Source organism: Microbispora sp. H10830 (genome assembly GCF_014161375.1).
GTDB classification, from domain to species: domain Bacteria; phylum Actinomycetota; class Actinomycetes; order Streptosporangiales; family Streptosporangiaceae; genus Microbispora; species Microbispora catharanthi.
Genome location: NZ_JABBWX010000021.1, coordinates 13,503 through 32,016, shown reverse-complemented (window position 1 = coordinate 32,016; position 18,514 = coordinate 13,503). Strand labels below are relative to the sequence as shown.

General features: G+C 71.3%; 14 protein-coding genes and 1 pseudogene. 3 read left to right on the top strand and 12 right to left on the bottom strand.

Annotated features, from left to right (window positions below; genetic code table 11):
• Positions 1–223: 223 nt before the first annotated feature.
• The 8 genes from HHX35_RS37030 to HHX35_RS36995 all read right to left on the bottom strand — a co-directional run bounded on the left by HHX35_RS37030 (position 224) and on the right by HHX35_RS36995 (position 12,067).
• Positions 224–4,588: an SbcC/MukB-like Walker B domain-containing protein gene (locus tag HHX35_RS37030; protein ID WP_182903272.1), complete on the bottom strand. Its 4,365-nt coding sequence runs from the start codon at positions 4,586–4,588 to the stop codon at positions 224–226.
• Positions 4,585–6,024, bottom strand: a complete 1,440-nt coding sequence (locus HHX35_RS37025) for a DUF2398 family protein (protein ID WP_182903271.1) — start codon at positions 6,022–6,024, stop codon at positions 4,585–4,587. The genes HHX35_RS37030 and HHX35_RS37025 overlap by 4 nt, the downstream gene beginning before the upstream one ends.
• Positions 6,021–7,631 (bottom strand): TIGR02677 family protein, encoded by a 1,611-nt coding sequence (locus tag HHX35_RS37020; RefSeq protein WP_259405740.1) that lies wholly within the window; start codon positions 7,629–7,631, stop codon positions 6,021–6,023. Before HHX35_RS37020 ends, HHX35_RS37025 begins: the two co-directional genes overlap by 4 nt.
• Positions 7,632–7,844: 213 nt before the next feature.
• Positions 7,845–8,450, bottom strand: a complete 606-nt coding sequence (locus HHX35_RS37015) for a bifunctional 2-polyprenyl-6-hydroxyphenol methylase/3-demethylubiquinol 3-O-methyltransferase UbiG (RefSeq protein ID WP_182903270.1) — start codon at positions 8,448–8,450, stop codon at positions 7,845–7,847.
• A 194-nt stretch (positions 8,451–8,644) separates the two neighbouring features.
• A complete protein-coding gene (locus HHX35_RS37010; RefSeq protein ID WP_182903269.1) occupies positions 8,645–9,505 on the bottom strand; it encodes a haloalkane dehalogenase in 861 nt (286 codons plus the stop codon).
• Positions 9,506–9,516: 11 nt separating this feature from the next.
• Positions 9,517–9,894 carry a pyridoxamine 5'-phosphate oxidase family protein gene (locus HHX35_RS37005; protein ID WP_182903268.1) on the bottom strand — a complete coding sequence of 126 codons (378 nt, stop codon included), beginning with the start codon at positions 9,892–9,894 and terminating at the stop codon, positions 9,517–9,519.
• Complete coding sequence (locus HHX35_RS37000; RefSeq protein WP_182903267.1) at positions 9,891–10,706, bottom strand: NAD(P)H-binding protein; 816 nt, start codon at positions 10,704–10,706, stop codon at positions 9,891–9,893. The genes HHX35_RS37005 and HHX35_RS37000 overlap by 4 nt, the downstream gene beginning before the upstream one ends.
• A 482-nt stretch (positions 10,707–11,188) precedes the next feature.
• Positions 11,189–12,067: a LysR family transcriptional regulator gene (locus HHX35_RS36995; RefSeq protein WP_182903266.1), complete on the bottom strand. Its 879-nt coding sequence runs from the start codon at positions 12,065–12,067 to the stop codon at positions 11,189–11,191.
• Positions 12,068–12,137: 70 nt separating this feature from the next.
• On the opposite strand from HHX35_RS36995, the gene HHX35_RS36990 reads away from it, so the two are divergent.
• The 3 genes from HHX35_RS36990 (at position 12,138) to HHX35_RS44120 (ending at position 14,541) form a co-directional block, all read left to right on the top strand.
• Complete coding sequence (locus tag HHX35_RS36990) at positions 12,138–12,455, top strand: hypothetical protein (RefSeq protein ID WP_182903265.1); 318 nt, start codon at positions 12,138–12,140, stop codon at positions 12,453–12,455.
• An 89-nt stretch (positions 12,456–12,544) separates the two neighbouring features.
• Positions 12,545–12,979, top strand: a complete 435-nt coding sequence (locus HHX35_RS45240; RefSeq protein WP_396781565.1) for a hypothetical protein — start codon at positions 12,545–12,547, stop codon at positions 12,977–12,979.
• Between the two features lie 131 nt (positions 12,980–13,110).
• Positions 13,111–14,541, top strand: a complete 1,431-nt coding sequence (locus tag HHX35_RS44120) for a family 43 glycosylhydrolase (protein WP_182903264.1) — start codon at positions 13,111–13,113, stop codon at positions 14,539–14,541.
• Positions 14,542–14,744: 203 nt separating this feature from the next.
• Here HHX35_RS44120 and HHX35_RS36975 read toward each other — a convergent pair whose 3' ends face one another.
• The 4 genes and pseudogenes from HHX35_RS36975 to HHX35_RS36960 form a co-directional block, all read right to left on the bottom strand.
• On the bottom strand, positions 14,745–16,328 hold the full coding sequence (locus HHX35_RS36975; RefSeq protein ID WP_182903357.1) for an IS1182 family transposase: 1,584 nt from the start codon (positions 16,326–16,328) through the stop codon (positions 14,745–14,747).
• Between the two features lie 82 nt (positions 16,329–16,410).
• A complete protein-coding gene (locus HHX35_RS36970; RefSeq protein ID WP_310739552.1) occupies positions 16,411–16,764 on the bottom strand; it encodes a transposase in 354 nt (117 codons plus the stop codon).
• A gap of 93 nt (positions 16,765–16,857) precedes the next feature.
• Positions 16,858–17,277, bottom strand: a complete 420-nt coding sequence (locus tag HHX35_RS36965) for a hypothetical protein (RefSeq protein ID WP_182903263.1) — start codon at positions 17,275–17,277, stop codon at positions 16,858–16,860.
• 107 nt (positions 17,278–17,384) lie between these two features.
• Positions 17,385–18,374: pseudogene (locus HHX35_RS36960) on the bottom strand (IS481 family transposase); the annotation flags it as partial.
• Positions 18,375–18,514: the final 140 nt, after the last annotated feature.

Sequence of the window (18,514 nt, the reverse complement as noted above, 5' to 3'; positions counted from 1 at the left end):
CATAGACACCCTCAGGCGGTGGGCCCGGCTCAGCCGCGGCCCGCGACCAGCTCGCCCGCCCTACTCCTCGTCTACGAACGCGTCCTCGGCCCCGGACACCCGGACACCTCGACACCTCGACGTGCGCGGCCGGCCCGTGCACATGACACCGCGCGCGCTCGGCACCATCCTCGACGCGCGAAACGAGGTGTCCCCGGTGAAGACCGCCCCGTCGAATTGGGCCTCACTGAGGCCCACCTTCGTGTTCCTCGTCGCCGTCGCCGTCGCCGTCGGCGGCGAGGAGCGTGCCCTCGGTGAGGGCGGGGGCGCGGCGGCTCGGCCGGAGGCCGAGCAGCGTTTCGGCCAGCTCCTCGTTGCCGGAGAAACCGGCGTCGGCGTCGATGGTCTGGGCGCCGTCCCAGAGCATCAGCATCGCCGACACCGCGTGCGCGCTCTTGTCGTGGTGCATGTCGTAGTGCGCGGCCATCGGCACGGTGTCGAAGTGGACCCACAGGTCATGGCCGGTCATGAACAGATCGAGGCCGAACTTCACGGTCAGGCCCAGCAGCTCGGGCTTGTATCGGTCATCGATGCCGGCGAACGCCTCGTCCAGCGCGATCATCCGCGGGCACGTGGGCTTGGCGGACGAGTAGAGGGCGTTGGCCGCGGCGAACAGCGGGAGGTGGATGGCCGCCGACTTCTCCCCGCCGGACATCTCCTCGTGCTTGGCCCGGGTGAGCTTCACCTCCTTCTCCCCCGGCACGGCGAGCACCAGCTCGAAGCCGTACCAGGTGCGGTAGTCGAGCACGTCGGCCAGGGCCTGCTTGTACGTGGCACGCGGATGCGCGGCCCGGTAGTCGCGGATCATCTCCCGCAGCTGGCCGCGCAGCTCGGCCAGCCCGGCCGCGCCGAGTCCCCGCGCTTCCCTGTCGAGTAGCCGCGACACCGCGACCTGCCGGTCGTTCAGCCGGTCCGAGCGGCCCCAGCGGATGCCGATCCTGGTGCCGGACGACATGGGCCGTGACCGGGTGTCGTCGTTCATGCCGCGCACCAGGTCGCGTGCGGTGCGGACCCGGTCGTGCACCTGCTGGGCGAGCGCGGTGAGCAACTCGTCCTCCAGCACGGTCCGCTCCCGCTTCTCAAGCAGCATTCCCTGTTCCTGGACGCGGTCGGCGACCCGCCGGGCGAAGGCGGCGACCGGATTGCGGCCGCCCTCGTCGCTGACGTAGACCATGACGACGCCGGTGGGGTCGTGCTCCAGGCGGTAGTCCTCCGCGCAGCCGTCGAGCGCGTCCTGGAAGGTCCGCAGCGAGGCCGACAGCCGGGTCGCGGCGTTCTTGAGCGTGCTCTCCCCGGGCACGCGGATGTCGGCCATCTCCGCGGCGAAGGCGTCCAGCAGCGCGGCCACGTCTCCCGGCAGCACCCGGCCGACCAGGGCGGCGGGATCGGGCGGCGGTCCGTCCCCCTCTCCGGCGCCGGGGTGCGCGGACAGCTCCGCCGCCGCCGACGCGGCCGCCTCCGCCGGTTCGGGCCAGCCGACGTGGGCGGGCCACGGGGCCGTGGCGGTGACGCCGAGGAGCGGGCGCAGCTCCAGATGCGCGTACGGCCCGAACGCCGCGACGTGCTCGAAGAGGTGCCCGAGCGCCTGGCCGAGGGAGGTCTGGCCGTGCCTGAGGTCGGCCTGGGCGACGATCAGCGCCTCGTTCTCCCGCGCCGCCGTGGCGGAATGCTCCTCGCACCGCTCACGGACCTCGGCGAGGCGTTGCTCGGCCTCGCCGATATGGGCGAGCACCTCGCGCAACGGCGCGTCCAGGGCCTCCTCGCCCGCCCTGAACTCCTCGACCTCGGCCCGGTGCTCCCGCTCCTTGTCCTCCAGAGCGCGGGAGTCCGCGTCGTGCCGCTCGCGCTGCCGGGCGATCGCGGCCTGCCGCGACGCGAGGTCCCGCTCCTCGGACGCGGCCCGCTCGCGGCCGTCGTGCAGCCGCTGCGCCGTGGCGAGGAAGTCGTCGACGGCCCGCGCGACCGCGTCGACCTCCTGTTCTGCGGCAGGCATGCTCCTTTCCGCCGCGACCTGCCGCAGCCGCCGGCGCGCCGCGTCGACCTGGGCCACCGCGGCGTCGAGGTCGCGGCGGCGGTCCGCGAGCGCCGAGCGCGCCTGGGCCAGCAGCGCGGACTCCTGAGTCACTCGGGTGACGGCCTCGACGACCGCCGTGGCGGGCGGGAGCTCCCGCCGGGCTCGTGCGAAGTCCTCCAGCCGGCGGTTCGCGCGTGCCAGATCGTGCTCGGCGTCCTCATGCGCCCGGCTCGTCTCGCCGATCATCTCGTCATACTCGGCGAGCCTGGCCGCGCGGCGATTGGCCCGGTTCGTGGCGCCGATGTACTCGGGCGACGGCTTGGGCCGGGCGCCGAGGAGGAGGCCGAGGCCGAACTGGGCCCGGCCGGTCACCGTCGGCGCCGGTCCGCCCTGTTGATCCCGGCAGGGCGTGATCGTGTCGGAGACCGCGACCGACCGCAGCACGTCCGCGACGACCGCCGCCGGCACCAGGTCCTGCTCCTCCGGCACGAGGACGTCGGCGAGCGTACGGCCGGACGGGCGGCTCTCCTCGGGGAGCGGGATCAGGTAACCGTCGGATTCCAGGACCTCGACGGCGTCGAGAGCCTGCCGTACCTCCGGGTGCACCCAGGCGGTCAGCAGTCCCGCGCCGTACAAAGCGCCTTCGAGGCCGGCCGCCTCCTTCTCGTCAAGGCCGTCGGCAAATCGGACGAGCCGCCACAGGGGCGCCCCCGGGCGTCCGTCGCGGTCCGCCGTCCGGCGATCGTCGTGCGGCGGCGCCTCGTCGCGTTCCGCCGCGATCTCCTCCCGCTCACGGCGCAGGCGGACGAGGTCGGCGGCGAGGTCGCGCACGCGTGCGGACAGGCGTTCCGCGGACCTGGCCGCCTCCGTCCGCCGTTCCTCGGCCCGCACGCTGTAGACCTCGGCCAGGGACGGCGCCCCGGCGTCTCCGGCGTGGGCGAGGGCCTCCGCCAGCGCCGCCACATCGGCGGGCCCGGCCACCGCCTCGTCGTCCTCCGGGCGCCCGTCCTCCAGGTCGTCTCCCGGGAGCCTCGACGAGCGGGCCCAGCGGGCGGCCCAGGCGTCGAGCGCCTCCCCCGCGAGGCGGCGTGCCGTCGTCAGCGCGGCGTCGGCGGTCTCGCATCGCGATTCGCGCTCCGCGACGTCCTTGTCCGCCTTGTCCCTGTCGGTCTCCGCCCGCAGGCGGTCCCGCTCCGCCCCCGACACCTTTGCGATCTCGTCGCGGACCTTCGCGACGTCGTCCCGGCGGGCGGTCGCACGTGCCCGAGCCGTCGTGAGCAGGTCCTCCCCCGTGTCGGCCGGGCCGTCCCCGTCGTGGGAGACGCCGGCCCGCTCCGCCGCGTCGGCGAGGTCGGCGGAATAACGGACGATCGCCGCCCGTGCGCTCTCCAGTCGCTCCGCGAGTTCGCCCGCCTCGCCTTCCAGGACGGCCAGGTGCTCGGCGCCGTCCGCCAGCCGGGCGCGCTCCCGTTCGACCTCCTCGCCGGTCTTGGCGATCTGTCGGCGGCGCAGTTCCAGCTCTCCGCGTGCGCGGTAGGCGTCGTCCGCGCGCAGCGCGGCGAGGCGGCGCTCCAGCCCTTCCCGTTCGGCCTCGGCCATGGTGGCCGCCGCCGAGGCGGCCTCGCGTGCGGCCACGGCCCTCTTGCGCGCGTCCTCGGCCCGCACGAGCGTGCGGGCGTGCTCCACCGCGCCGTCCATCTCGGTCTGGATGCGGGCGAGCCGGGCCTTCGCATGGGTGCGCAGGTACGCCACGTAGTCGGTCAGGAACGCCCGCACGGCCGAGTCCGCGACGGCGAAGTCGTCGAACTGCTTCTGGACCGCCGCCAGGTTCTCGAAGTCGCGGGCCGCCTGGTCGACCAGTTCCTCGTCGATGGGGCTGAGACCCGAGGTGAGCGTGGCCGAGACCTTGTCGGGGTCGAGGTCCTTGGCCAGCAGCGGGCGGCGCAGCGCCAGCAGCAGGTCGAGGAGCTGGGTGTAGCGCTCCCTGCCCAGCCCGAACAGCCGGGCGTCCACCGCGTCCCGATACTGGGTGGCGGTCTCACTGTGGGCGTCCGGTCCGAGGACGGCCTTGAGCTGCCGCTCGGTGAGCGGCCGGGAGTCGGGCGCCAGCAGCCCGAAGTCGACGCCGAGGCGCTTGTCGGTGACGAAGAACGAGGTCCGCACCCCGTCCCTGTGCCGGTGCGCGCGGATGCCGATGATGAGGGTGACGGTCTCGTCGGTCGCGGCCGGCTCCGCCCCGATCTCCCGCCGGGCGAACTCCATCCACACGTATCCGTACTCGGCCTCCTGCCCCCGGTAGAGCAGGTTGGACTTCATCGTGCGGTTCTCGCCGCTGAACGGGTCGAGCCGCCGGGCGTCCGCCACGCCGTCGAGGATGAACGGGAAGAGCACCTCCAGCGCCTTGGTCTTGCCCGAGCCGTTGTGCCCGCGCAGGACCAGACGCCCGTCGGCGAAGGCGAACTCCTCGTCCACGTAGTCCCAGACGTTGATCACACCGGCCCTGCTGGGCTGGAACCGGTCGGGCGGCGGCGTCATCGCTCTTCCTCCTGTGTGTGCGAAACCTCCTGTGTGCGCGGATCTTGTAGTGGCGGGTCCTTCCGCGTGGCCGGCTCCGGCAGCGCCACCAGCGCCAACTGGCCGCCCGAGCTCCGGGTGGGCAGGGCGGCCCGGATGTTGCGATACCGCAGGGCGGCGGGCAGGACGAGCACGCCGCCGAGCACCGGCCTGAGCAGCATCAGGTCCGAAAGGAAGCCGATGACGGCGTCGAGCAGCCCCCGGGGGTCCTGCTGCCAGGTGGTGGTGAACGAGGCCGCCCCGAACTCGTCGTACAGCTCGGTCGTCATCGTCTCGAGGCGGCTGCGCTCCACGAACGGCGCCTCGGCGGGCGCGGGCCGGTCGTCGGGGGACGGCGGCTCGGCCTCGGACGGGGACCAGGCGAGCTCGGCGACGATTCCGTCGCGGGGCAGGCCCGCGTCCATCCGGGACACGAGGTCGGCCTGGTCGTCGGCGAGCGCGGGCACGGGCAGCGGCTCCGGCACGTGCTCGGGGTCCTCCAGCAGGTCGGCGATCTTCGCCAGCAGCAGCCCGGCCGCCCGGCTCACCGCGTTGCCCCGGCCGGGGAACGGCCGGTCGGTGAAGACGCCGCCCGAGTCGGCGAGCATGACGCCCTCCGCGCGCCGTTCCAGGACCAGGCCGGTGAACCGGACGAGGTCCTCGGCGAGACCCGGGGCGCGAAGCGCGTCGGCCACCTCCGGCTCGACGTCCGCGTAGTAAACCACGGGGAACTCGACGAGCAGCCGGCGCGCCCTGCGGGCCGGGTTCGAATGCGGCGGCTCGTGCACCAGGCCGGCCGCGCTGGTGAGGTGCTGGACGGGCCGGGCCGGCTTGAACAGCACCGCGCAGATGTCATGGTCGATGTCGTACAGCGCGTCGCCGCGTTCGGTGTCGCGCGCCCACCACTCCAGGCTGCCGTCGGACAGCCGGAGCGCGCCGCGGTCCACCAGCCAGCCCAGCACGTCGACGATGGCCGCCTTGTGCGATCCGATCGCGGGGTCGAAGCCGAGGCCGTCGATGGAGTTGGCCAGCGGAGTGAAGATCCGCACCAGGTCCGCCAGGCTGATCTCGATGCGGGAGCGCTGGAACGACCCGAGGACCAGGCACAGGTAGGCCAACCTGCGGCGGTCGAACGGCTTGCCCCTGCGGGAGAAGATCGATTGCTGTGTGCCGTCCAGGACGTCGAGGCGGCGGACCAGCCGTACGTGGTGGGTCGTGGCGATCAGTGTGTAGCCGAGCAGCTCGCGGAAGTCGCGCGCCATCTCGTCGGCCCAGCGCAGCACCTGGTCGAGCACGCCGGGCCGCGGCCGCTCCTTGGTGATCAGATCGCAGGTCAGCACGCGGCGGACCGCCTGCTGGTAGGAGCCGAGGTCGGCGACGGAGACGCCGGCGGCGGCCCGGGCGCGAGGACTCGTCACCTGGCACCCCCTGTCATCGAATCTGCCTTCGAACCCGTCATCGAACCTGCCCCCGGACCTGCCTCCGGACCTGTCACCGGCGTCCGCCCGGCGAGCTCGACCCGGAACCCGGGCAGGTGGAGCAGTCCCTGCGCGGTGCGCACGGCGCTTCCGGTGTCGCTCGGCACGAGCCGGATCATCACGGCGTCGTTGGCGCCGGATCCTCTCTTCAGACGGCCGGCGACGACCGTTCGTCCCTCCAGCGCCCGCGTCATCAGTTTCAGCAGGATCCGGGTCTCGGACTCGTCGAGCACCCGCCCGTGCGCGCCCAGATCCGTCAGGTGGTCGGCGGCCTCGCGCTCGGCCGCGCGCTCCGCGGCCTGCTCGCGGCGCAGCGCCGCCCGCGCGCCGGGGTTGCCGCGCACCGGCGCCGGCACGCCCGGGGTGGGCGCCTTGCCGCTGCGGAAGAGCGTGACCGACACCTCCACCCCCGGCGCGTCCCACCAGGTCGCCCTGGGCGAGATCTGTTCGGTGTCCTCGTGGGCGGCGCCCAGGTGCCGTGCGCTCCGCAGGTTGAACGCCGCGACCATCAGCGCGTGGGCGGCGCCCTCGTCCGGCGCGTTCCAGACCCACTCGGCCAGATGCCGCAGCTGGGTGGCCCGGTTGACGCCGCCGCGCTGCGCCTCCGAGATCTGCCGCAGCAGAGCGATCACCCCCGAGACCGCGATGCGCGTGGCGTTGCGCAGCTCCCCGGCACGGGACTCCTGCGATCCCTCGGGAGCGAACCACGCCCGCAGGGCGGACCAGCGGCGGCGCCAGTCCTCCAGCCGCTCGTGCCGATCCATGAAGGGCCGCTCGTCCGCGGCCGCCGCGCGGTCGAGCAGGGAGGCCAGACCGCTCGCCTCGACATCCCGCACGGCCGTGGCCAGGCGGGGCAGGTAGCGGTCGAGCTCCGCCATGAACTCCGACATGTGGGTCAGCAGGGCGTTCTTGTAGCGCAGGAACGTCTCCGGAGAGGCGTCGGTGGACCGGATGATCTCGCCGAGCGTCACGTGGAAGTGCGCGGAGCGACGTCCCATGTCCTCCATCACCGAGTCCAGCCGGGACAACCGGCGGTAGACCTGCTCCCCCTCCCCCGCGCGGTTGGCCGCCGCGAGCGCCTTGAGGTCCTCCAGGATGTCGGAGAAGACCAGCCGCGACAGGTTGGCGTCCTGGATGCGGGCCGCCAGCAGTCCCTCGACCGACGTGTACGCCCAGTAGCCCAGCTCGCTGAACTGGTAGACCGACTGCCTGTTGCGGTAGCGGACGAGGTTGCCGGCCCGGGACGCGTCGTCGAACCGGTGCACCACCCCGTCCTCGTACAGGGCGTCCAGCCGGTCGCGCAGGTTGCCGTCGAACGTGGAGACCTCGTCGTGGAGCCGGGCCAGCTCGTTCAGGGCCGCCTGCACCTCACCGGCGTCCACCTGGACCTGGTGCACCTCCCGCAGCCGGTCCATCGCCCGCAGGACCCAGAGATAGGCCACATGGTCGTCGCGCCTGGTGAAGTTGAACAGCCTGAACCGATCGCTGATCGCCAGCGAGTCGAGGTCCAACGCCCTGCGGTCCGCCATCCGGTCCCCCCGATCCATGTCGCGGGTCCGTCTCACCGATCCGCGCCGCACCCGCCCGATCGCGGAGTCCCGCCCGCCACGAGAGGCGGGCGGGGCTCCGCGTGCCGAGAAGACCGTATTGGAGGGCACCGACAGTTGCGACCTGCGCGGGGGCAGGCGACCGGCGGCCTCAGCTCCCGGAGGGCGAGTAGCCGCGGTGCGGAAGCCCATGCCGCCGGATCAACCGCCGTGTCAGGCGGGGCGGAGGAGTGCGACCAGGAAGCTGGAGTCGTCCCTGAACGGACGTAGGTCCCAGGTGGACAGCAGCAGGTCGGGTTCGAGCGCGCCGGCGGCCGCGTCCGCGAAGAACTCGCTGAACTCGTAGCCGCGGCCGGCGCCGAAGCCGATCGCGACCCGGCCATCCGGCGCGAGGTGCGCACGGAACCGTCTCAGCACCTCACGACGGGTGCTGGGCGCGAGGAACGTCATCACGTTCCCGGCGCAGACGACGGCATCGAACGGCGTGGTGATGCCCTGCGCGGGAAGGTCGAGTTCGGCCAGATCTCCGACCATCCATCGCGGCCCGGAGTGGTCCTGCTCGGCGGCCTCGATCAGGGCCGGATCGACGTCGACACCGACGACCTCGTGGCCGGCCTCGGCCAATGCGCCACCGACCCGGCCGGTTCCACAGCCGGCGTCGAGGATGCGGGCGCGGCGCGGCACCATGGCGTCCACGAGGCGGGCTTCCCCGGCGAGGTCGTCACCGGCGTGAGCCATGGAGCGGAAGCGCTCGATGAACCAGGTGGAGTGATCGGGATCGGCGGCTACCTTCTGCATCCAGATGCTCTGTTCAACCATGCCTGAATTCTCCCGAGCGGAGGAGGCGATGAGAGACCGGCCCAGAGTATGCCACCGCCCGCAGGGCTCACGTCGTCGTGAGTGGCGACCATCAGGGTCAGCCCTTGCTCGGCGACCAGGCGGCCCACCGGCTCCAGGACCTCACTTCGCTGTGGTGCTGGAGGCCCGGACGCCCGGGTGCCACCGGGGAGGCGTCACCGCAGCCCGTGCGCCTCCGCCCAGGCCGCGACGGCCGCGGCGATCAGCTCCGGGTGGTCTTCCGGGGTGTGGTGCCCCGCGACCTCCTCGTACTGCCGGATCTCGAGGCCGGCCATGGTGGCCGCACACCAGTCGATCATGTCCTGGTGCACCATCGTGCCGGTCCCGGGCGCGAAGGCGAGTAGGAGCTTCGGCACCTCCGGGCTGGCGGCCAGCCACCTGCCGTACGCCTCCACGCGTGCCACCACGTCGGCGGGCTCACCGCCGAGCGGCATCGAGCGCGCCCACCGCAGCAGCGGCAGGCGGCTGTCGCGCGTCGGGTACGGCTTGCGGTAGACAGCCAGGTCGCTCTGGTCCATGGGGGCCACGACGGTGGCCGGCAACCCCTGTTCGATGAAGGCGTTGTCATCCAGGATCATCTTCTCTCCGACGCCCTCGGTCTTGATCGCCGCGAACAGCTCCCGGCCGCCCTCGGGGAACTCCTCCCAGGTCATCGGCTTGACGATGGTTTCGGTGAAGGCGATTCCCCGCACCCGGTCCGGGTGACGGGCGGCCCAGTCGAAGGCAAGTGCGCCGCCCCAGTCGTGACCGACGAGGACCACGTCGTGAAGGCCGAGGGCGTCGAACCAGGCGTCCAGATAGCGGGCGTGATCGGCGAAGGTGTACGCGATGTCGGGCTTGCCGGAATCACCCATGCCGATCAGGTCGGGGGCCAGCCGGCGGCCCTCGCCGATCGCGGGGATGACGTGCCTCCACAGGTGGGATGAGGTGGGGTTGCCGTGCAGGAAGACCATCGGCGCCCCGGAGCCGGTGTCGCGGTAGTGGATGGTGGAGCCGAGAACGTGCTGAACGGGCACGACAGGTCCTTTCAGAGGTTGAGCTTCATGATCCGATCGACCGCGATCTCGATGACGACACGGCCGGGCGGGTTGGGCGGGGCGGCGCCGTAGCGGCCGGCGTAGCGGCGGACCGCCTCGCCGACGCGGCCGGAGTCGTCGTGGACAGTGGCGGGACCTTCGAGCGTGATCCAGCGGAACCCGTCCACCTGGCAGAGCGCGGCCCGGCCACCGGAGCCGGCGGCCAGATTTCGGGCCTTGCGAGAGGAGGCCACGGTCAGCACGCGGGCCAGGGCCGCTCGGTGGTCCCAGGTGAAGCGCACGGCCGCCACGTGCGGGGAGCCGTCGGGGCGGAGGGTGGTCAGGGTCGCCACCGACGGCTCGGCCAGGAACGCCTCGGTCAGGCTCATCGGAAGGCGGCGACGTTGCGGCCCGCCCAGTCGGCGAAGGATCGGGGAGCGCGGCCGAGGACTCGCTCGACGTCCGGGCTGACCTGCTGCTCGGCGTCCGTCGGCTCCCCCAGGATGGCGAGAGTCCCTTCCACCACCTGCTCGGGCATGAACTGCAGCATCTGCGCCCGGGCCTCCTCCCGGGTCTGTTCGGCGAACCGCACCGGCGTACCCACCGCGGCGCCGATCGCCGCCGCCCGTTCCCGCGGCGTGGTCAGCGCGGGACCGGTCAGTTCGTAGACGCGGCCGGCATGCCCGTCCTCGCGCAGGACGGTCGCGGCGACCTCGGCGATGTCGGCCGGGTCGATGGTCGGCAGGCCGGTGTCACCGAACGGGGCGGCGGCCGTACGACCGCCGCGGATGGACTCCGCCCAGGCGTAGGCGTTGGAGTGGAAGCCGCCGGGCCGCAGGATCGTCCACTCCAGGCCGGACCGGCGCACCGCGTCCTCGAAGGCGGCGGGGTGGCGGTAGAACTCCGGCCTGGTCCCCGCCCCCTGCGAGGACAGCAGGACGACACGACGGACCCCGCCCGCCCGGGCGGCGTCGAGGATCGCCTGCGGGTCCTGACCTGCCACCAGCAGGAACAGCGCGTCCGCACCGTCGAAGGCGTCCTTCAGCCCGGCGGGGTCGTCCAGGTCGGCTCGCACATGCCGTACGCCCTCGGGCAGTTCGGCGGTCCGCCGGGAGACGGCGGTCACCCGCTCACCCGCGGCGGTGAGCAGCGCGACCACCTGGCCGCCGACGTTTCCGGTGGCCCCCGTTACCACGATCATGATTGCTCCTTAGTGAGTTAGCTGGCTGACTGAGACGAACCGTAGCGGCCTTCGAGACCACTTGTCCACTCCTAGTCAGTTGACGGACTCAGAAGTACGAGAGGTGCCGGCACGTGACGGTCCGCGCGTACGGAGATCCCGCGGCCGTGGGCGAAGCTCAGCGGATCGGCATGCGGCCCGCGCCGAGCGGGTCGCCGGGGCCATCGACCTCGAGTCGGAGCCGGCGCTCGGCATCGCCCTGTCCGCGCGAGTATTGTCGGTGCGCCATGCGGCGGGCGGTGGCCTGGCACGCTGTTCGACGAGACGCCGGTCGCTGATGGCGAGTCGCCGGTTGCTCGCCTCGCTTCTGCGGGCCCGCTGCCAGGCGAGCCTCCCGCCGGTGGGCGCGCCGACGAGCCGGATCGTCAACCTATCCGCCGGCAGCCGGTGCCGCCCGCTCTGCCATACCTTGCCGGCGCTGCCGTGCTGGAGGAACTCTTGCGTCAGGAGGGTGGCGGGCGGTCGATGTCTGATCGAGTCTTGTCCCGGCGCGACCTGAGTGCGGCGGCCACGAACGAGGCGACCAGCGGCCGGCGGTCCTGCTCGATCCAGGCGAGCACCAGGCGGCTGGGCGGCGCGTCGGCCACCGGGACGCAGACCAGGCCGCCCGGGACCGGTTCGACCAGCGAGCGGGGCAGCACCCCGATCATCCGGCCCACCGTGATCATCTGGAGCATCTGAACCACGTCGGCGACCTCGGGACCGGTGCCGTCGCCCCCGGGTATTCCTTTCCAGCGCGGCAGCGTCTCGCCCTCCAGATCGGACATGCGCACCGAATTGCGCCCGGCCAGCCGGTGTCCGGCCGGGACGATGACCACGCGATCCTCGGTGTGCAGCGTCTCGTGGGCCAGGCCGTCGAGGTCATCGAACGGCGCGTAGAGCAGGCCGACGTCGGCCCTGCCGTCGCGCAGGAAGTCGGCGCGATCGGCCGGGCCGCTGAACAGGATGTCCACCTGGCGGGCGTCGGGCTGGTGCGCGTATTCGGCCAGAAGCCCGGAGAGCAGGCCGCCGTCGCCGCCGGGTTTGAGCACGAGCCGCAGGTGGGCCTGGGTGTCGCCGGCACGCTGGGCGTGCCGGATGGCGGCGCTGACCGCGTTGAGCGCGTGCCGGCCATGTTCCTGTAACGCCTCCCCTGCCGGGGTGAGCTCGACGTGCCGGCTGGAGCGGATGAAGAGCGGGACACCGAGCCGGGTCTCGATCCGTCGGATGGCCTTCGACAGCGCGGGCTGGGCGATCGAGAGCCGGACGGCGGCACGGCCGAAGTGCAGCTCGTCAGCGAGCGCGACGAAGTACTCGAGTTCGCGAATCTCCAGTTCGACCATGCCTCCAGGTTATCGCCGAATGGCGAACCGGTCTTGGACACAGGTGCCGTGCGGAGCCCAGAATTGCTGCATGATCAACCACACGATGATTGTCTCCTTCGACCAGCCGCTGCCCGACACCGAACTCGACCAATACCTCATGGATATCGAACAGGTCATGCTCGACTCCGGTTTCGTGCAGTCGGTCGCGACCCGGCACCACATTCCCATCCCCGGCGAGGAGGCCATTCCGGCCCTGATCGCGACCGTGATCGTGCAGGTGGCCGTCGCCGACACCGACGCCCTCGCCAAGGCGTTCACCGCGCCGGGCATGCACGAGGTCATCGACCGCTGGCAGTCCCGGCACCCGTACAAGGTCGCCTGGGCGAACCACGAGGCGCTGGCATAAGCGGCACTTCGCGAAAGGCGGGCCTGGTCACCGGGGCCGGCGGGACCGGCCGCGCGGTGCCGCTCCAGTTCGCCCGGAGCGGCGCCGCGGTGGCCGTGCTCGACCTCGGCACGCTGGACCGCCACCCGGGACTGGCCGTCGCACTCGGGCACCTCGGCGAAGGCATCCCGTACCGGCTGCGGCGCATCGGCAACGGGCACGGCGCGCGGGTCAGGGTGCTCACCACGTACGACACCGACTCCGACACCCTTCCGGCGATCGATGCCGGCGCGACCGGTCACCTGCTCAAGCACGCTCCGCGCGATGACCTGTTCGGCGCGGTGCGCGGTGAGAAACTTTCACCGCCATCGTCGCATTCTCGGCACGGGAGGACACTCCTCTCACCGGGAGACCGCGACGACCGGTCCGGAGCGCCGGAAGCAGGTCGAATGGACGATTCCCGCCCGGCGACCCGAGTTTGTGCAAGCGTTTTCATCGCGCACGCACGCGGCCGGGCGAGCGCGGGGCGCGCCGGCGCCGTTTGACGGGGGCCCTTGACGACCCGGGAACCGACGCTGACACTGAGCGGCGATCTCCGGTGAACGACAGCGTGATCGAGGGCACCTCCGGACTGCGTTTGTTAGCGCTCACATCGATACGACGAGAGGCACCCCCCATGGACACCTCCGCACGTTCTCCCGCTTGGCCGCGCCGCATCCTCACCCTGGCGATCCTGGCGCTGCTCGCGATCTGTCCATCCGTCGTGGCCGCCGGCGCCGCCCATGCGGCGAGCGTCGACACGAGCGCGTCGTACGTACTGGTCAACCGCAACAGCGGCAAGGCGCTGGACGTCTACAACATGGCGACGAACGACGGCGCGCCCCTGGTGCAGTGGTCCCGCAACGACGGCGCCTGGCAGCAGTGGCAGTTCGTCGACTCCGGCGGCGGCTACTACCGCCTCAGGTCGCGCCACAGCGGCAAGGTCGTCGACATCTCCGGCCGCTCCACCGCCGACGGCGCCGACGTCATCCAGTACACCGACAAGAACGCCACCAACCAGCAGTTCCGGGTCGTCGACACCGACAGCGGATACGTCAAGCTGATCAACCGCAACAGCGGCAAGGCCCTCGAGGTCTGGGAGTGGTCCACCGCCGACGGCGGCCGCGTCTCCCAGTACGCCGACCTCAACGGCGCCAACCAGCAGTGGCAGCTCGTCAAGGTCACCTCCTACCCCGACCCGGGCTACGTCACCGGTGACATCACCGTGCACGACCCGGAGGTGGCCAAGAAGCCGGACGGCACCTACCTGCTCGCGCACACGGGCGACAACATCGTGCTCAAGACCTCGACCGACCGGACCACCTGGCGCAACGCGGGCGTGGCGTTCCCCGGCGGGGCCTCCTGGACGCATGCCTACACCAACGGCAGCAACACCCTGTGGGCGCCGGACATCACCTACGTCAACGGCAAGTACTACATGTACTACGCGGCCTCGACCTTCGGCTCCAACCACTCGGGCATCTTCCTGGCCACCAGCACGACCGGCGCGTCGGGATCGTGGAGCAACCAGGGCCTGGTCGTCGAGTCGACCACCTCCGACAACTGGAACGCCATCGACCCCAACCTCGTCATCGACGATCAGGGCCGCTGGTGGCTCGACTTCGGCTCGTTCTGGTCGGGGATCAAGATGGTCCAGCTCGACCCGGCCACCGGCAAGCGGCTGGACGGCACGATCCGCAGCATCGCCGGCCGCAACGGCGGCGCGATCGAGGCGCCGTTCATCTACCGGCACGGCGGCTACTACTACCAGTTCGTCTCCTTCGACCTCTGCTGCAAGGGCGCGTCCAGCACCTACCGCATCATGGTGGGCCGCTCCACTTCGGTCACCGGCCCGTACGTCGACCGCAACGGGACGGCGATGACGTCAGGGGGCGGCACGCAGGTGCTGGCCGGGCACGGGAGCATCCACGGTCCCGGCCACCAGGCCGTTCTCGCCGACAACGACGGAGACATCCTCTTCTACCACTGGTACGCCGACGACGGCTCCTCCCGCCTCGGCATCAACAAGCTCGGCTGGGACAGCGCCGGCTGGCCCTACGTCTACTGAAGACGAGGAGACGACGAAGCATGCGCCTCCAGGGCTGGGGGTTGTTTGCCCTGTAAGGACGGGCCTGGCGGCGCACCGTACTCCTGCGCTGTGACCCCAGGAACAGTCAGCGTCTCAACAGCCAACACGCGGGCGGCGGCTAGAAGGCCACTGAAGATCTTGTCTCGATGACAGCCGGTGCTTGTAGGTCGGCCGTGGTCCGCTCAGGTGAGTTTGGGCTCCAGTGTCCAGGCGTTGCCGGTCCGGGTGAGTCCGAGATTGATAAGGGTTCGCAGGTTGAGGGCGGCGGCGCGGGTGTGGAGCCAGGCGTTGTTCTTGATGGTGCCGATGTACCGTAATCGCCGGTTGCCTCGTGCGACGATCCAGGCGATCGCGCGTTCGACGGGAGGCCGCCAGCGCCGGTAGTCGTCCTGCCAGACCGGATCGGTGGCAGCCTGCCGGCGGGCAGCGGCAAGCTCGTCGTGGTGCGGGCGAATGGTGAGAATGCGCCCGGCTTTGGCTGTGGTGCAGCGCGGGCGCAGTGGGCATCCGGTGCACTGGCCGGTGAAGAACGCCTTGCGCTGCTGGTTGCGGCCCGACGGCGCCGACAACGCAACCTGGTGCCCGGCCGGGCAGGTCACGGTGCTGCCTGCGGTGTCGATGGCGAAGTCGTCCAGGTCGAATCCGCCGGGCACGGCCGGGCGCAGCGGTGCGGGTTTGATCACGGCACGATGCCCGGCCTCCATCAGCGCTTGACGGCAGGGCCCACTGGAGTAGGCGGCATCGCCGAAGACCTCCACCGGGCTGGTCTGCTCGGCGAGCAATTCGGCGGCCAGGGCGGCCTCGTGATAGGCGGCGCCGGATCCGGGCCGTAACGCCACGGCGGTGAACAGGCCGGTCTCCGGTTCGACCGCCACATGGGCCTTGAAGCCGTCCTGGCGGTGGGTGCGGGTCTTGTGCACATGCCGGGATTCGGGATCGACGGTGGAGATCACCCGGTCGGGGACGGTGCGCTGGGCGATGCGCCAGCGCCCGTCCCGGCCGTCGGAGTCCTCGGCCGGTTCCACGTCTTGACCGGCGACCAGGGCCAAAAGGCCCACGGCGGTGGCCGCCTGCTCGTCCAAGGGCTGCTCAGACAGGCCGGCCAGCAGCCGGATCGCGTCGGTGACCAGGGCGTCCACCAGCACATCCCGGGCCTGCTCGTCATCCCAGGCGATACGCGGCTTGCCCGGATCGGCGTAGTCATGAGCGGTGCAACACTCGGCGGCGACTTGGGCGGCGCCGGGCACGTGACGGATCGTCCGGCGGATCGCGGCGATCAACTGGGTGACGGTGTCCTGGGTGGCTACCGCATCGTCTAGCACCGCCGAGTCCAGCGCCCGCCGCTGCCTGCCCTTGAGCACCCCGGTCGCCGCGACCACCTCGCCCACAGCCTCAAACAGGCGGTTCGGCCTGCGGGAGCGGGCCAGCCGCCGCCTGAAGTAGGTAAGCAGCGACGGATCGAACGCGGTGTCATACAGCCCCAGCCCACAGGCCGCCTTCCAGCGCAGGTCACACCGCAGCGCTTGCACGGTGTCGGCGTCCGACAGCCCGTGCAGCGTCTGCAGCACCACCGCAGCCGCCAGGACCTGCGGCGGCATACTCGGCCGCCCGTTGCACGAGGGATACATGTCCGCGAACATCCCCGCGGGAAACAGCGCCTGACGATACTCGGCCAAGAACGCGAACACGCTGCCTGCCGGGATCAGCTCCCGGCAGGTCTGCCACACATCCGGCCCGACCAGTTCCCCAGCCCACTCACCCTGCACATCAACCACTGTGACCTCATGCCAGAAAGAACGAGGCCAGAACGCAAGATCTTCAGTGGCCTTCTAGGCCCTGTTTCTTGGATCACCTTCGGAGCCAGATCACCAGGGCTGCCACGGTCACGGTGCCGAGATAGATGTATGCGCGCTTGTCGTAGCGGGTGGCCACAGGCCGGAAGTTCTTCAGCCGGTTGGTCGCCCGCTCGACAACGTCGCGCTTCTTGTAGCGCTCTTTGTCGAACCCGGCGGGGCGCCCACCCGCCGAGCCACGCCTGCGGCGATTGCCCCGTTGGTCACGAGGCTCGGGAATGGTGAGCGAGATCTTACGTCTCCGCAGGTAGGAGCGGTTCGAGCGGGAGCTGTAGGCCTGGTCGCGCTGACACCCTCCGGCCGGCTGCGAGGGCGGCCGGGCCCGAGCCGTGGTCGAGTCGACCGACACCTGCCAGTCGAACCGCCCTCGGTGTCCTGGGCGGCCTGTGGCTTTGCCGGGCGAGGTAGGCGAGCCTGGTCGAACCGGACGACGCGAGGGCGGCTATTCGTCGCCCTCGCTCGGTGTCCGAAGCTCCTTGTACATCTCCCTGCACTGCTTCGTACTCATGTCGTCGGGAGCGCACAGCTGCACGTCCAGGTCGAGATCGACGGTGCGCTGCCGGCCCGCCGAGGTGTAGGTGACGCGAACGCCTTCGGCCCGCGCGGTGCGGTTGCGGGTCTTCCCGTACTGCAGACCGAGCTCCGTGAGGAGTCCGTCGTGGTCCCTGTTGCTGCAGGGCGTGGTCACGGCGGGACTGCGAGCCGGGAATTCGAGCTCGGTCAGAGGCTGCTCGGCGTTGCCGAGCATGGCACGTGTACGGCTCTGTAGCCGGGAGGAGAACGCCTGCAGGACGATTCCGCCACTCGGCCTGATCAGGTCGACCTTGTCGATGGTGACCGAACCCGGCCGATCAAGGCACATCACCCACCCTCCCAGGGAGTAGGGCCGACGGGCCACGGTGTCGGGCAGGACGATACCGATTGAGGCGGTCTCGCCCGTTTTGGGGTCTTCGTCGAGGAGTAGCTGTTCTGTCCCGTGAGGTTGGGTACGCGGCTGGCGGGTGGTAGGCCGTTCAGCGCGGTGTGGCCGCGGTGGTGATTGTAGGTGTGCAACCAGGCGGGCAGGGCGGCGCGGCGTTGGGTCTCGGACGTGTAGGGCTGGGCGTATGCCCATTCGTCGAGCAGGGTGCGGTTGTAGCGTTCGGCCTTGCCGTTGGTCTGGGGCCGGTAGGGGCGGGTGCGTTTGTGGGTGATGCCGGCCGCTGCCAGGGTGTCGCGCCATAGGCGGGAGCGGTAGCAGCTGCCGTTGTCGGTCAGCACCCGGCGCACGGTGATCCCGCAGGTGGTGAAGAAGGCTTGGGCGCGGTGCCAGAACGCGGCGGCGCTCTCCTTGGTCTCATCGGGCAGGATTTCGGTGTAGGCCAGGCGGGAGTGGTCGTCGATGGCGTTGTGCAGGTAGCCGTAGCCGAGGTTGGGACGGCCGTGGTGGGTGCGCGGCCGGTCCGGGTCGCGGTGGGCGGAGCTGTTGCGGGCACCTGTCTGTCTGCCGTGCACGCGATGGCCGCCGCCGTCGGGGATGTTGCCGAGCTTTTTGATGTCGACGTGCACGAGATCGCCGGGTGCGGGGTGTTCGTAGCGGCGGATGGTGCGGGCGGTGGCGCGGTCCAGGTGGGCCAGGCGGGTCAGCCGGTAGCGGGCAAGGACGCGGTGGACGGTCGAGGGGTGCAGGCCCAGCAGGTAGGCGATGCGGGCCGGGCCCCACCGGCGTAGCACGCGGACCTTGATGATGCGCCGCTCGGTGCGGGTTGGGGTGCGGCGAGGGCTGTGGTGCGGGCGCGAGGAGCGGTCGGCCATGCCGGCTGCTCCGTAGCGCCGGTAGCGGCCGGCCCAGCGCCGGGCGGTGGTGACCGCGACCTGGAAGCGTTCGGCTGCCCTGCGCAGCGGCCAGCCGTCGTCGACGACACACCGGGCCAGGCGCAGGCGTCCGAGTTCGGTCAGCGGCGCGTTACGGTGGGGCATGAGGGCCTTTCTGGTTGGCGTGTAGATGTCGCAATCCACACCAAACCGAAGGCCCTCACCCATTTACAAGATCATTGGTGCGTGTCGCCCCGTACCTAACCTCTGTGGTCAGTACAAGTAGCCGTGGGCCCTCACCCACA